General features: G+C 71.7%; 10 protein-coding genes, 1 rRNA gene and 1 pseudogene. 7 read left to right on the top strand and 5 right to left on the bottom strand.

Features of this window, described 5'->3' with window-relative positions; all coding sequences use genetic code 11:
* Positions 1-93: ribosomal RNA gene (gene rrf, locus AB0M70_RS04520) — 5S ribosomal RNA — on the top strand; the annotation flags it as partial.
* Positions 94-181: 88 nt separating this feature from the next.
* Here rrf and AB0M70_RS04525 read toward each other — a convergent pair.
* The 5 genes and pseudogenes from AB0M70_RS04525 to AB0M70_RS04545 all read right to left on the bottom strand — a co-directional run bounded on the left by AB0M70_RS04525 (position 182) and on the right by AB0M70_RS04545 (position 6,014).
* Positions 182-1,492 carry a DUF58 domain-containing protein gene (locus AB0M70_RS04525; RefSeq protein ID WP_365816325.1) on the bottom strand — a complete coding sequence of 437 codons (1,311 nt, stop codon included), beginning with the start codon at positions 1,490-1,492 and terminating at the stop codon, positions 182-184.
* On the bottom strand, positions 1,492-2,475 hold the full coding sequence (locus tag AB0M70_RS04530; protein WP_365816327.1) for a MoxR family ATPase: 984 nt from the start codon (positions 2,473-2,475) through the stop codon (positions 1,492-1,494). Before AB0M70_RS04530 ends, AB0M70_RS04525 begins: the two co-directional genes overlap by 1 nt.
* Positions 2,472-3,641 (bottom strand): annotated as a pseudogene (locus AB0M70_RS04535) (DUF4350 domain-containing protein); the annotation flags it as partial. The gene AB0M70_RS04530 and the pseudogene AB0M70_RS04535, both read right to left, overlap by 4 nt.
* A 368-nt stretch (positions 3,642-4,009) precedes the next feature.
* Entirely contained in the window at positions 4,010-4,696 is a 687-nt protein-coding gene (locus AB0M70_RS04540; RefSeq protein ID WP_365817524.1) for a DUF4129 domain-containing protein, read from the bottom strand.
* 19 nt (positions 4,697-4,715) lie between these two features.
* Positions 4,716-6,014, bottom strand: a complete 1,299-nt coding sequence (locus tag AB0M70_RS04545; RefSeq protein WP_365816329.1) for a glycerophosphoryl diester phosphodiesterase membrane domain-containing protein — start codon at positions 6,012-6,014, stop codon at positions 4,716-4,718.
* A 140-nt stretch (positions 6,015-6,154) separates the two neighbouring features.
* On the opposite strand from AB0M70_RS04545, the gene mtnA reads away from it, so the two are divergent.
* The 6 genes from mtnA (at position 6,155) to raiA (ending at position 13,846) form a co-directional block, all read left to right on the top strand.
* Complete coding sequence (mtnA, locus tag AB0M70_RS04550; RefSeq protein ID WP_365816331.1) at positions 6,155-7,339, top strand: S-methyl-5-thioribose-1-phosphate isomerase; 1,185 nt, start codon at positions 6,155-6,157, stop codon at positions 7,337-7,339.
* A gap of 4 nt (positions 7,340-7,343) precedes the next feature.
* Positions 7,344-8,033 (top strand): two-component system response regulator MtrA, encoded by a 690-nt coding sequence (gene mtrA / locus AB0M70_RS04555; protein WP_361836743.1) that lies wholly within the window; start codon positions 7,344-7,346, stop codon positions 8,031-8,033.
* 1 nt (position 8,034) lies between these two features.
* Positions 8,035-10,131 carry an MtrAB system histidine kinase MtrB gene (mtrB, locus tag AB0M70_RS04560; RefSeq protein WP_365816334.1) on the top strand — a complete coding sequence of 699 codons (2,097 nt, stop codon included), beginning with the start codon at positions 8,035-8,037 and terminating at the stop codon, positions 10,129-10,131.
* A gap of 85 nt (positions 10,132-10,216) precedes the next feature.
* Entirely contained in the window at positions 10,217-11,971 is a 1,755-nt protein-coding gene (locus tag AB0M70_RS04565) for an LpqB family beta-propeller domain-containing protein (RefSeq protein WP_365817526.1), read from the top strand.
* Positions 11,972-12,062: 91 nt separating this feature from the next.
* Entirely contained in the window at positions 12,063-12,839 is a 777-nt protein-coding gene (locus AB0M70_RS04570; protein WP_365816336.1) for a phosphoribosyltransferase family protein, read from the top strand.
* Between the two features lie 257 nt (positions 12,840-13,096).
* Positions 13,097-13,846 (top strand): ribosome-associated translation inhibitor RaiA, encoded by a 750-nt coding sequence (raiA, locus tag AB0M70_RS04575; protein ID WP_365816338.1) that lies wholly within the window; start codon positions 13,097-13,099, stop codon positions 13,844-13,846.
* The last annotated feature ends 91 nt before the right edge of the window (positions 13,847-13,937 follow it).

Consider the following 13,937-nt stretch of genomic DNA (forward strand, 5'->3'; position numbering starts at 1 on the left):
ACGCCCGGTTACATTCCGAACCCGGAAGCTAAGCCTCACAGCGCCGATGGTACTGCAGGGGGGACCCTGTGGGAGAGTAGGACGCCGCCGAACTATTATTACGGGAAACCCCCGCACCCTCTGGGTGCGGGGGTTTTCTGCGTTCAGGACCAATTCTCCCCTCCCAACGCACTGTTGACTGTCAGAGGCGGCCGGCTGCCTTTAGGGACAGGTATGCGTCTGCCAGTGCGGGGGCCAAGTCTGTTGGGGTCGCGTCCACGACTGTTACGCCGTGACGGAGGAGTTGTTCTGCCGTGCGGTGGCGTTCCGCGTGGGCCTGGGCGGCGGCTGCGGCGTCGTACACGGCTTCTGTTGATCCTCGGGCCTTGGACATCTGCTCTATGTGAGGGTCCGCGACCGAGGCCAGCAAAACCGTGTGGCGTTGGGTGAGGCGGGAGAGCACGGGGAGCAGGCCCTCTTCGATGGGGGCTGCGTCCAGGCTGGTCAGCAGCACAATGAGCGAGCTGCGGGTTGCTGTGCGGAGCGCTGTCGAGGTGAGGCCTCTGGCGTCCGTCTCGACTAGTTCGGGTTCGAGTGTGGCCAAGGCGTTGACGACCGAGGGCAGCACGTCACCTGCTGCTTTGCCCCGGACCAGGGCTCGTACCCGGCGGTCGTACGCGAGGAGGTCGACTCTGTCTCCTGCGCGTGAAGCCAGGGCGGCGAGGAGCAGGGCCGCGTCCATGGAGGCGTCGAGACGTGGGGCGTCGCCGACCCGGCCCGCGGAGGTGCGGCCGGTGTCGAGGACCAGCAGGATGTGGCGGTCGCGCTCGGGGCGCCAGGTGCGGATGGCGACGTTTGATTGGCGGGCGGTGGCGCGCCAGTCGATGGAGCGGGTGTCGTCGCCGGGGACGTAGTCGCGGAGGCTGTCGAATTCCGTGCCCTGGCCGCGGGTCAGCACGCTGGTGCGGCCGTCGAGTTCGCGGAGGCGGGCCAGCTTGGACGGGAGGTGTTTGCGGCTGGTGAAGGGAGGCAGGACCCGGAGCGTCCACGGGACCTTGTGGCTGCCTTGGCGGGTGAGGAGGCCCAGGGGGCCGTACGAGCGGATGGTGACGCGGTCGGCCTGGTGGTCGCCTCGGCGGGTGGGGCGCAGGCGGGTGGTGAGGCGGCGGCGTTCGCCGGGAGGGATCGTCAACCGGGTGCGGGAGGCCTCGACTTCGGTGCCGGGGTGCCAGCTGCTGGGGGGCCAGGCGTCGCGGATCTGGGCGCGCAGGGGGCGGCCGGAGGGGTTGGTGACGGTCAGTTCGACGTCGGCGGATTCTCCGAGGCGTACGGAGGTGTCGCCTGCGCGGGTCAGGCCGAGGCGGCGTACGGGAGCGGCAAGGGCGAAGTCGCAGGCGCAGGCCAGGGCCAGTGGGGCGTTCACGGCGAGGATGCCGGTCCAGCTGGGTTCCCAGATGCCCACCGGGAGGGTGCCGAGGGCCGCCAGGAGGGCTGTGCGGCCGGTGAGGGCCATCAGCGGGGGGCCGGGACGTGGGCGAGGATCGCGTTGATCACGGAGTCGGCTGTCACGCCCTCCATCTCGGCTTCCGGGCGGAGTTGGACGCGGTGGCGGAGGGTGGGGAGGGCGAGGGCCTTCACGTCGTCGGGGATGACGTAGTCGCGGCCCGTCAGCCAGGCCCAGGCGCGGGCTGTCGAGAGGAGCGCGGTCGCGCCGCGCGGGGAGGCGCCCAGGGTCAGGGATGGGGATTCGCGGGTGGCGCGGCAGATGTCCACCACGTAGGCGGTGATCTCCGGGGAGACGGATGTCTTGGCGACCGCGGCGCGGGCTGCTTCGAGGTCGGAGGGGCCGGCCACGGGGCGGATGCCGGCGGCGGCGAGGTCGCGGGGGTTGAAGCCTTCCGCGTGGCGGGTGAGGACGTTGATCTCGTCCTGGCGGGAGGGGAGGGGGACGGTGAGCTTGAGGAGGAAACGGTCCAGCTGGGCTTCGGGGAGGGGGTACGTGCCTTCGTACTCGACCGGGTTCTGGGTGGCCGCGACGAGGAAGGGCTCGGGGAGCGGGCGGGGGGTGCCGTCCACGGTGACCTGGCGTTCCTCCATCGCTTCGAGGAGGGAGGACTGGGTTTTGGGCGGGGTGCGGTTGATCTCGTCGGCGAGGAGGAGGTTGGTGAAGACCGGGCCCGGCTGGAAGGAGAACTCGGTGGTGCGGGCGTCGTAGATGAGGGAGCCGGTGACGTCGCTAGGCATCAGGTCCGGGGTGAACTGGACGCGCTTGGTGTCGAGTTCGAGGGATGCGGCGAGGGCGCGGACGAGCAGGGTCTTCGCCACTCCGGGGACGCCTTCGAGGAGGACGTGGCCGCGGCAGAGGAGGGCCACGACGAGGCCCGTCACCGCGGGGTCCTGGCCGACCACGGCCTTGCCGATCTCAGTGCGCAGGGACTCCAGGGAGGAGCGGGCGCTGTCGGAGCTCCCGGCGTTGTCAGTGGTCGGGTCCATCATGAAGTACGTACCTCTCTTTCGAGGGCGTCGAGTTGGTCGGCGAGGGTGATGAGGGTTGCGTCGTCGGCGGGGGGTGGGCCGAAGAGGAGGGGGTGCAGGTCCTGGCCGGGGGTGCGGAGCCTGGCGGACAGGGCGGGGAGCAGGGTCTCGGGCGCGTGGGCCTGGGTGGGGGAGACGCCGATGAGGGGGGCGATGCGGGTGCGGGTGGCCGAGCGGAGGGCGGCGGCCGCGCGGTCGCGGGCGTTGGCCTTGCGGTAGAGGCGGGCTCGGCCTTCGACGGTTTCGGAGGCGCGGATGGCGACGGGGAGGCGTTCGGGGACCAGTGGGCCGAGGCGGCGGGCTCGCCACAGGGCGGCGAGTGCGGCGGCGATGGTGAGTTGGAGGGTGCCCCAGAGCCAGCCGTCGGGGATGAGGTCGAAGAAGTCGCGGTCGGCGGTGTCGCCGGTGGCGGCGTCGTCGGAGAGCGAGGGGAGGTACCAGACCAAGTGGGGTCGTGAGCCGAGGAGTTGCAGGGCCAGTGAGGCGTTGCCCTGCTCGTCGAGGCGGTCGTTGAAGAGGATGTCGGGGGCGCCGAGTACGACGGTGTCGCCGGGGCCTTCGGTGGCCGGGAGCCGCAGCAGGCTGGGGAGGCCGTCGCTGAGATAGCACGCGTCGGCGTTCGGGGCGAGGGTGTCGTAGCGCAGACCGCCGACGTCGGCGGAGCCCGCGCGTTCGGCGGCGGGGAGGTCGCAGCGGGGGGAGAGCGTCGAGTCCAGGCTGGGGGTGGCGTCCGCGGTGACCCCGGGCGCGAGGGTGCTGACCGAGGGGGTGCCGGGGGCGAGCAGGACGGTGCGGCCCCGGGAGCCCTGGGTGGCCGCGCGGAGGCGGGACTGCTGGCGTTCGGTGAGCCGGTCGGGGGTGGTCACCAGGAGCGTGGTGTCCGGGCCCGCCGCTGATCTGGCCTCTTCGGAGGTGGTGACCACGCGGGTGGACACGCCGCGGTCCGCGAGGAGTTCGGCGACGGCGCGGCTGCCGTACGGGTCGGCGGAGCGCGGGTCGAGGCGGCCGTGCTGGGCGCCGGAGCGAACGGCCGCGATGGCGATGGCGGCTGTCACGAGGAGTACCAGGGCGAGGAGGATGCCGCGGGTCTTGGTCCAGAGTTGGCGGGGGGTGGGGCTCGAGGAGGTGGGGGTGACGGGGTTGGGGTTGGCGTTGGGGTCGGGGGTGGAGTCGGCCCCGGGGGTGCGTGCGGGTGTCGGTGCGGGCACCGGTGTGGTGGGGGCGATGGCTGTGGCGGCGCGGGCTGGGGTGGGTGCTCCCGTGCCGGTGCCGGTGCCGGTGCCTGTGCCGGTGCCTGTGCCGGTACCGATGCCGGTGGCAGGGCCGGTGCCTGTGCCGTTGCCAGGGCCGGTGCCTGTGTCGATGTCGGTGCCAGCGCCTGTGCCGTTGCCAGGGGCGGGGCTGGTGCCGTTTCCGTCGGTGCGGGGGTCGTTCTTGCTCTTGTCCTCGGGTGTTCCGTCGCCGGCGTAGGGGTTCGGCGGGTCCTGGGGGGCCGTCAACGGGGGGCTCCCTGGGGGGTGGTGCTCAGGGATGGTTTTGTTTGGGTTAGGGCTTTGTCCAGCGTGGTCAGGCGGGTGTAGGTCGGTTCTGTGGCTTTGCGGGCGCCGTAGGTGATGGCGTCGAAGGACTGGGCTGCCGCCCGGAGTTCTGTGGCGTGGGTCGGGAGGGGGACGGAGGCCTCCGCTGCTGCTTCGTCCGCCGTGCGGCCGGGGCGGGGGTCCAGGAGGGCGCGTTCCTCCAGGGAGCGGACGATGGCGCGCATGCGCTCCTGGACGGCCTGGTTCCAGTGGGCCTGTGCCGCGTGTGCCTCGGCGGCCGCGCGGTGTTCCGCGGCGGTGCGCGGGCGGTCGTCGAAGAGGGCGGGTGAGGAGGCGGGGGCGCGGTGCGGGGTGCCCAGGCGCCACCACAGGGCCGCGACGAGGGCCAGTACGGCGATGACGATGACGAGGAGCCCGAGGCCGCCGCCCGGGGTTGCCCCCGAGGCGGCGGAGAACAGGTCGTCGACCCACTCCCAGAAGCGGTCCAGGGCGCGTTGCAGGAGGCTCGGGTCGTCCTGGTGGTAGGCGGGGTCGGACAGTTCGCGCTCGGCTGCCTCCCGCGCGGGGGCGCGCGGGATCGTCACCGGTGGGTCGTCGTCCCCGGTGCGTCGTACGAGTGGTGCGAACGTCCTTGCTGCCTGCAGTGCTGCCCCCGTCACCGCATCAGCTCCCCGGGGTTCCGGGGGCGCCCGTGCCGGTGCCGTGGTCGCCCTGGAGGCCCGCCGCGCGCGCCAGTTCGAGGTCGAGGGCCTCCCGGCGGATCCGCTGGTCGACGTAGAGAAGGACCGTGACGCCGGCGGTGATCGGGAACGTGAGCATCGAGCCGATGACCGAGCCGACGCCGCTGACGATCAGGAAGGTCCAGCCGAGGTCGCCGGTGCCGCTGTCGAGGAAGCCGGTGACGCCGTCGCCGCTCAGCGCGCCCGCGATGAGGGTGAAGGGGATGACGATGATCGACGCGACCACGTTGGCGATGATCGCGGCGAGCAGCTGGATGCCGAACACCCGCCACCAGGAGCCGCGGACCAGCTTCGCCGAGCGGGTCATCGACTTCTTCACGCCCTGCTTCTCCAGCATCAGGGCGGGCGAGGCGAGCGAGAAGCGGACGAGGAGCCAGATGGCGACGATCAGGGCGGCGAATCCGCCGAGCACGGCGAGGCTGATGCCCGCGTCCGATGCCCCGGCGGCAGCGATCAGCACGCCGGGCAGGCTGCCGGCGGCGACGACCGCCATGCCGATGAGCGGGAGCAGCAGCGTCAGGCCGATCAGCCTCGGCAGCTGCGGCTTCGCGTCCTGCCAGGCCTCGGCCGTGGTGACCGATTTACCGAGGACGGCACGGCTGGTGACCATCGTGAGCAGGGCGGTCGCGACGATCGTGCCGAGCAGCGTGATCAGCAGGACCACGCCGGAGCTCAGCAGGGTGTCGCCCAGGGCGCGGGTCAGCTCGCCGACGGTCGCGCTCGGGTCGTCGAGTGCGTCCGTGGACGCGCTGTCGTTGAGGACGAGCCCCTGCAGCAGGATGACGACGATCTCCGTGAACACGGCCACGGCGAGCGAGATGCCGAGCACCGTGCGCCAGTACGTGCGCATCGTGGAGACCGCGCCGTCCAGGATCTCGCCGACGCCGAGCGGCCGCAGCGGGATGACGCCGGGCTTCGCGGCGGGCGGCGGGCCCTGCCACGCGCCCCAGCCCGGATAGCGGCCGGGCCCGCCGGGGCCGGGACCGCCGGGGTGTCCGCCGCCCCAGCCGCCGCCGGGCGGGGGTGGCGGCGGAGGCGGGGTCTGGCCGGGCGTGGGTGGGGCGGGGGCGGACCACTGGGCGGGCGGCGGCTGCTCCTTGGACCACTTCGATGCGGGAGCGTCGGGCTGGTCCGCGGGCTCGGCGGGTCCGGGCTCGCCGGAGTCCTTGCCGTCGTCGGAGGGGGCAGATCCGGGCGAAGCCCAGCCCGGAGTGTCGTTCATCGTCGCTCCTTCACGGTGCCCGCCCGCGGTCGCGGCGGCAGGTTGCCAGCCATCGTGCCACGGCGCGCCCGTGCGGGGACCGGGCAGCGTATGGGCTGCACACCTTCAATTGTCCGTCAGGTACGGGGCAGACTGGGCGGATGGCTGATCAGTACGCGCAATCAGGCGAGGACACCCGGCCGAACCAGACCCCGACGAATCCGGTGAAAGAGGCGAACCCGGCGATCTCCGCGATCCGCTGGGCCGAGCCCCCCGAGGGCCCCGTACTGGTCCTCCTCGACCAGACCAGGCTGCCCGGTGAGGAGACCGAGCTGGTGTGCACGGACGCGCCGGCCCTGGTGCAGGCGATCCGCACGCTGGCGGTGCGCGGGGCGCCGCTGCTCGGCATCACCGGTGCCTACGGCGTCGCGCTGGCCGCCGTACGCGGCTTCGACGTGGAGGAGGCGGCGGTCGCGCTCGCGGGCGCCAGACCCACCGCGGTCAATCTCGGGTACGGCGTACGCAGGGCGCTGACCGCCTATCGCGCGGCGGAGGCGGCCGGGGCCGGTCCGGAGCGGGCGGGCGCCGCGGCGCTGGCGGCCGCGCGGGCGCTGCACCGGGAGGACGCCGAGGCCAGCGGGAGGATGGCGGCGCACGGGCTCGCGCTGCTCGACGAGATGCTGCCGGGCGGCGGCCACCGGATCCTGACCCACTGCAACACGGGGGCCCTGGTGTCCGGCGGTGAGGGCACGGCGTTCGCGGTGGCCCTTGCCGCGCACCGCACGGGACGGCTTCGCAGGCTGTGGGTGGACGAGACGCGGCCCTTGCTGCAGGGTTCGAGGCTGACCGCGTATGAGGCGGCGCGGGCCGGAATGGCGTACACCTTGCTTACGGACAATGCGGCGGGGTCGCTGTTCGCGGCGGGTGAGGTGGATGCCGTGCTGATCGGCGCCGACCGCATCGCGGCCGACGGTTCGGTGGCCAACAAGGTGGGGAGCTATCCGCTCGCGGTGCTCGCCCGCTACCACCACGTGCCGTTCATCGTGGTGGCACCGGTCACGACCGTGGACCCGGACACCCCGGACGGAGCGTCCATCGAGGTGGAGCAGCGGGCGAGTCATGAAGTGACGGAGGTCACGGCACCGTATGTGCCGATGGCCGGATTTGAGTCGGGAGGCGGGATCGCGGTGGCACCTCTGGGGACCCAGGCGTACAACCCCGCGTTCGATGTGACGCCGCCGGAACTGGTGACGGCGATCGTCACCGAGGAGGGCGTCGTGTCGCCCGTGACAGCAGGGGGCCTGGGCGAGCTGTGTGCCAGGTCACGCCAGGTATCGATGAGCTAATGGGATGATGTCAGGCATGAAGGGACGAGTCCTTGTCGTCGACGACGACACCGCACTGGCCGAGATGCTCGGGATTGTGCTGCGTGGTGAAGGTTTTGAGCCGTCGTTCGTAGCTGATGGCGACAAGGCGCTGGCCGCTTTCAGGGAGGCAAAGCCGGATCTTGTACTGCTGGATTTGATGTTGCCGGGCCGTGATGGCATCGAGGTGTGCCGCCTGATCAGGGCGGAGTCCGGGGTGCCGATCGTCATGCTCACGGCCAAGAGCGACACGGTGGACGTGGTGGTCGGCCTGGAGTCGGGCGCCGACGACTACATCGTGAAGCCCTTCAAGCCGAAGGAGCTCGTGGCCCGCATCAGGGCGCGGCTGCGGAGGTCGGAGGAGCCCGCGCCGGAGCAGCTGACCATCGGTGACCTGGTCATCGACGTGGCGGGGCACTCCGTGAAGCGGGAGGGGCAGTCGATCGCGCTGACGCCGCTGGAGTTCGACCTGCTTGTCGCGCTGGCCCGCAAGCCGTGGCAGGTGTTCACGCGTGAGGTGCTGCTCGAGCAGGTCTGGGGCTACCGCCACGCGGCGGACACCCGGCTGGTGAACGTGCACGTGCAGCGGCTGCGCTCGAAGGTCGAGAAGGACCCCGAGCGTCCGGAGATCGTGGTGACCGTCCGTGGTGTCGGTTACAAGGCCGGACCGAGCTGACATGTCCCGGGACAGTTCCCCCGGAACACCTCCTGGGGCTCCGGCTCCGGGCGGCCGCTCGGGGCGGACTGGGGGGCCGTCGCGGCGCGGCTCGACGTTCGGGCGGCTCCTCGACGGTGGTCTGCTGTTGCAGGACGGGGTGCAGGGCAGCCCCGTCCTGAGGCTCTTCGTGCGCTGGGTGCGCCGTCCGCTGCTGCCGGCCCTGCGGCTGTGGCGGCGCAACATTCAGTTGAAGGTCGTCGTCACGACGCTGCTCATGTCGCTCGGTGTGGTCCTGATGCTGGGCTTCGCCGTCATGAGCTCGGTGAACAACGGCCTGCTCAAGGCCAAGGTGAAGGCCTCGCAGAGTCAGGCCGACGGCGGTTTCCGGGCGGCCCAGGACGAGGCGAACGCGGCCCGGCCGCGCTCGGGGCAGGACAGCGGCAGCGGCACGCCCGACGGAGGGGCCGCGCGGCCCACCGCCGTGTGGATGTCCGACCTGGTCGAGCAGCTCTCCAGCGGCGGCCAGAGCGCGTTCAACGTGGTGACGCTGAGCCCGACGTCCACGGCGGGCGGCGAGAGTGTGCGCGGGCCGCGTGCCTCCGGGGGCGTGGACCCGATCCAGAGCGTGCCCGAGGCGCTGCGCGACAGCGTCGACAAGGGCACCAGGGCGTATCAGAGCAATACCCGCATCGTCTTCAACGACGGCCGTGAGGCGCAGCCCGGCCTCGTCATCGGCAAGCGTCTGAACGACCTGAAGGGCCAGCCCTACCAGCTGTACTACCTCTTCCCGCTGACGCAGGAGGAGGAGTCCCTCGGGGTCGTCAGGACGACGTTGGCCACCGCGGGTCTGTTCGTCGTGGTGCTGCTCGGCGCCATCGCCTGGCTGGTGGTGCGCCAGGTCGTCACGCCGGTACGGATGGCCGCGGGCATCGCCGAGCGGCTGTCCGCCGGGCGCCTCCAGGAACGTATGAAGGTCACCGGAGAGGACGACATCGCGCGCCTCGGTGAGGCCTTCAACAAGATGGCGCAGAACCTCCAGCTGAAGATCCAGCAGCTGGAGGAGCTCTCGCGGATGCAGCGGCGGTTCGTCTCGGACGTCTCGCACGAGCTGCGTACGCCGCTGACGACCGTACGGATGGCGGCCGATGTCATCCACGACGCGCGCGTGGACTTCGATCCGGTGACCGCGCGCTCAGCCGAGCTGCTCGCCGATCAGCTCGACCGGTTCGAGACGCTGCTCGCGGATCTGCTCGAGATCAGCCGGTTCGACGCGGGCGCGGCGGCCCTCGAGGCCGAGCCGATAGACCTGCGTGAGGTCGTACGACGTGTCGTGGGCGGCGCGGAGCCGCTCGCGGAGCGCAAGGGGACGCACATAAGGGTCGTCGGGGACCAGCAGCCCGTGGTCGCCGAGGCCGACGCGCGCCGGGTGGAGCGGGTCCTTCGCAACCTCGTGGTCAACGCCGTGGAGCACGGCGAGGGCCAGGACGTCGTGGTGCGGCTCGCGGTGGCGGGCGGCGCGGTCGCGATCGCGGTGCGGGACTACGGAGTGGGGCTCAAGCCCGGCGAGGCGACCCGGGTGTTCAGCCGCTTCTGGCGGGCCGACCCGGCACGCGCGCGTACCACCGGTGGTACGGGCCTGGGGCTCTCCATCGCGCTCGAGGACGCACGGCTGCACGGCGGCTGGCTGCAGGCGTGGGGTGAGCCGGGCGGCGGTTCGCAGTTCCGTCTGACGCTGCCGCGCACGGCGGACGAGCCCCTTCGGGGTTCGCCGATACCGCTGGAGCCCGACGACTCGCGACGGCACCGCGGCCTGAACGACGCGGGTCTGCCGCTCGGCGGCGCGAACAAGCTCGCCACGGTGCCCGCGCAGCCGACGGTGTCGGAGCGGGTGCCGCCGCCCGTGCCCGCGAGGGCGCCGATCGCGCCGCGGCTGGCGCAGGCGGCCACGACGGTGGACCCGACCGCGCTGCCGGGCAGTGGGGCGCGGGTGGTGCCGCGGAGGCCGCTGGACGACGGGCCCGGTGAAGCGGCGACGGACACCGCTGGGGACGCTGAGCGCGTGAGCGAGACGGATACGGATCCCGCCAGGGAAGGGGAGGCCTCTCGTGGCCGCTGACCACGACCGCCGCGCTCGCCGGCGTCCGCTGCGGGCCGGTGTGCTGTTCGGCTCCTGCGGGGTGCTGCTCGCGGGGTGTGCCTCGATGCCCGACAGCGGGAACCTGAAGGCGGTCGACGCCTCCCAGCGGCCGGACTCGCAGTCGCAGGTCCGGGTCTACGCGATGCCGCCGGGGGAGAACGCCGGTCCCGTGGAGATCGTCCAGGGCTTTCTTGAGGCGCTGACCAGCGACGACCCTCAGTTCGCGATGGCGCGCAAGTATCTGACCAAGGATGCCTCCAAGGGCTGGAACCCCGATGTGCAGACCACGGTGCTCGACAGCGGGCCGACCCCGGGGACGGGCAGTGTCGGGGACGGCGACACCGGCCGTACGTTTCCGCTGACCGGCCGCAAGGTCGCCACCGTGGACGACGAGCACGCTTACCAGCTCGACGACGAGGCGTACAACCAGAGCGTGCACCTCACCCAGCAGGACGGGCCGAACGGCAAGGAGTGGCGGATAGACCGGGTGCCGCAGGGTGTCGTGCTCGGCCAGTCCGACTTCCAGCGCATCTACTGGTCCGTCAACAAGTACTACTTCGCGACGCGTTCGTCCGGTGCGACCGGTGGCGGCCAGGAAGGGCTCGTCGCCGACCCCGTCTACATACGCCAGCGAATAGACCCCGTGACGGAGTCCGTGAAGGCGCTGCTCGACGGCCCCACCACCTGGCTCAAGCAGGTCGTGGGCACGCGGTTCCCGACGGGTACGCGGCTCAAGGCGGGCACCAAGACGCTGGCGCCCGACGATCAGGGCAAGCTGACGGTGCCGCTGAACGCGAAGGCCGACCAGATAGGCCAGGAGCGGTGCACGGAGATGGCCGCGCAGCTGCTCTTCACGCTCCAGGACCTGGCGTCGTCCGGCGTCGAGGAGGTGGAGCTGCAGCGCCGCAACGGCTCGCAGCTGTGCGTCCTGAGCAAGGAGCGGGCCGAGTCCGTCGCCTCGCGCCGCATCGCCGAGCACCCGGACTTCCAGTACCTCATCGACGACAAGCGTCAATTGGTGCGGATGCCGGCCGGTGCCCGTGGCAAGGCCGATCCGCAGCCCGTGCCCGGAAAGCTGGGCAGTGGCGAGCAGCCGCTGCGGTCCGCTGCCGTGTCGCGGGACGAGGAGCGGGCGGCCGGGGTGTCGCTCGACGGGCGGTCGCTCTACATGGGGTCGCTGGTCTCCGAGGGTGCCCTCGGCAAGCCGGAGGTGCGCAGCAAGGCGAAGTCCGAGCAGGACGGGCTTTCGACGCCCAGCTGGGACGGGCGCGGTGACCTCTGGGTGGCCGACCGCGATCCGAAGCGGCCCCGGCTGCTCTGGCTCGAACAGGGTGCGGGAGAGCCCCTGCCGGTCAAGATCGCGAACCTCGACGGTCGGATCGAGGCGGTGCGGGTGTCGGCCGACGGCGTACGGGTCGCGCTCCTCGTGAAGAAGGACGGCAGGACGAGCCTGCGGATAGGCCGCGTCGAGCGCACGGGCGCCAAGGGCGAGCAGCCGCAGATCTCCGTGGACGGGCTGCGCCAGGCCGCACCGCAGATGGAGGAGGTCACCGCCATGTCGTGGGCGGGCGGCAGCCGCCTCGTGGTGGTCGGACGCGAGTCCGGCGGTGTGCAGCAGTTGCGGTACGTGCAGTGCGACGGTTCGATGCCCGCCGGTGCGACGCTGCCCGGCCTCACCGGCGTGAAGGAGATAGCGGCGTCGGAGGACGAGCAGCAGCCGCTGGTGGCCCACTCGGACGACGGCATCGTGCGGCTGCCGACGGGTGCGCAGTGGCAGACGGTGGTGGAGCAGGGGTCGGCGCCGGTTTATCCCGGGTGACGACAACGCCGTCACCCTGACGGGGAGTTGTCCACAGGGCGTTGTCCACAGGGGTGGCCAGGGGCGCTTCGGCCTTGGCACAGTGGTGGGCATGCCGGGGTGGTGGCAGGACCTCACCGATCTGGTGCTGCCGGCCGAGTGCGGAGGCTGTGGCAGGCCTCGCGCGGCGCTCTGCGCGCCGTGCCGCGACGCGCTGTGCGGGGCGGCGCCGTGCCGGGTGAGTCCTCGTCCCCGGCCGCGGGGGCTGCCGGTGGTGCATGCGTCGGCCGTCTACGGGGACTCGGTGCGGGCGGTGCTGCTTGCGCACAAGGAGCGGGGCGCTCTGGGGCTCGTGGGGCCGTTGGGCGCGGGACTGGCCGGGGCGGTGCGGGCCGGGCTCCGGGCGGGTGCCGGTCCGTACGAGGGGGTCGGCGGTGACGCTCCGGTACTGCTGGTGCCGGTGCCTTCGGCTCGCGGGGCCGTGCGCGCGCGTGGCCATGATCCGGTGCGGCGGATCGCGCTGGCCGCCGCGGGTGAGCTGCGGCGGGGCGGCACGCGGGCCCGGGTGCTCGCAGTCCTGCGCCAGCGGCGGGTCGTGGCCGACCAGGCGGGGCTCAACTCCCGTCAGCGGCAGGCGAATCTGAGGGGCGCCCTGGAGGTGACCGCGGGCGGCGGGCGGCTGCTCGCCGGTGGGCGGGTCGTGATCGTGGACGACCTGATGACCACGGGCGCGTCTTTGGCCGAGGCGGCGCGCGCAATACGTGACGTAGACACGGAAAGTAAAGGGGCGGCCGCAGTGGTGACAGCCCGTGAAAATACCGGCGAGAACAGGATCATCGCGGCTGTTGTTGCCTCCTCGCCGGATTCTTTCGGAATAAACCGGAACTGACTGGGAACTTGCATCGTTGCAGGTAGTGAGAGGGCTAATACACCTGAATGGAGGTATGCAGCGGTAGAGGGTGACGACATCCGTCCGGGCGAGATATGTTCGGTTGTGAGGAATGGCGGACGCCGCCCCTCACATATCGGAATGCCGGTCGCCGGGTTTTCGCAATCACCCGGGCCGGTCGGGGTGGAGATCTTGTTCGCGGGGGAGGAGGAGGTGGAAGTCACCGAGTCCGAGGCTCCGGGAGTCACCGGGGCCTGGTGCAAAAGGGAGATGCTCCGCCGCCGAAGCGGGGCGATCCGGGAACGGAGTTCTGCGTGGACATCGTCGTCAAGGGCCGCAAGACCGAGGTGCCCGAGCGGTTCCGCAAGCACGTGGCCGAGAAGCTGAACCTGGAGAAGATCCAGAAGCTCGACGGCAAGGTGATCAGCCTCGACGTCGAGGTGTCCAAGGAAGCCAACCCGCGTCAGGCCGACCGTTCCGACCGTGTCGAGATCACGCTCCGGGGACGCGGACCAGTGATCCGCGCGGAGGCCTCGGCGACCGATCCGTACGCGGCGCTCGACCTGGCCACCGCCAAACTCGACGCAAGGCTGCGCAAGCAGCACGAGAAGCGCCACAACCGGCGCGGCACCGGCAGGCTCTCCGCCGCCGAAGTTGCCGAGCGGGTGCCGGACGCGGCGACTCTCAACGGAGACGGCACCCTCGTGCGCGAGGAAGAGCCGGACGGCGTGCCCGTCAAGAGGATCGGCTCGCTGGAGATCCAGGGCGAAGGTCCGCTCGTGGTCCGCGAGAAGAGCCACGTGGCGGCTCCCATGACACTCGACCAGGCGCTCTACGAGATGGAACTCGTCGGGCACGACTTCTACTTGTTCGTCGACTCGGAGTCGAAGGAACCGAGCGTGGTCTACCGGCGGCACGCCTACGACTACGGCGTGATCCGTCTCAACACCGACCCCATGGTCGCCCGGCCGGAGTCCGGCGGCGGTGGCGGTGCGCTCGGCGGCTGACCGCGGTCGGCCGAGGGTGTGCTGGTGCCCCTGGAGCGCGTGTGCGCCCCCAGGGGCACCAGCATGCGACCCCTGCGGGCACCGCGCGACC

It is taken from the genome of Streptomyces sp. NPDC051214 (assembly GCF_040682375.1).
GTDB lineage: Bacteria > Actinomycetota > Actinomycetes > Streptomycetales > Streptomycetaceae > Streptomyces.

Bases quoted from the DNA above. Each gene is read 5' to 3' on its own strand.
- AB0M70_RS04525 (WP_365816325.1), bottom strand. From the start codon at position 1,492: ATGGCCCTCACCGGCCGCACAGCCCTCCTGGCGGCCCTCGGCACCCTC.
- AB0M70_RS04530 (WP_365816327.1), bottom strand. From the start codon at position 2,475: ATGATGGACCCGACCACTGACAACGCCGGGAGCTCCGACAGCGCCCGC.
- AB0M70_RS04545 (WP_365816329.1), bottom strand. From the start codon at position 6,014: ATGAACGACACTCCGGGCTGGGCTTCGCCCGGATCTGCCCCCTCCGAC.
- AB0M70_RS04565 (WP_365817526.1), top strand. From the start codon at position 10,217: ATGCCCGACAGCGGGAACCTGAAGGCGGTCGACGCCTCCCAGCGGCCG.
- mtnA (WP_365816331.1), top strand. From the start codon at position 6,155: ATGGCTGATCAGTACGCGCAATCAGGCGAGGACACCCGGCCGAACCAG.
- mtrB (WP_365816334.1), top strand. From the start codon at position 8,035: ATGTCCCGGGACAGTTCCCCCGGAACACCTCCTGGGGCTCCGGCTCCG.
- AB0M70_RS04570 (WP_365816336.1), top strand. From the start codon at position 12,063: ATGCCGGGGTGGTGGCAGGACCTCACCGATCTGGTGCTGCCGGCCGAG.
- mtrA (WP_361836743.1), top strand. From the start codon at position 7,344: ATGATGTCAGGCATGAAGGGACGAGTCCTTGTCGTCGACGACGACACC.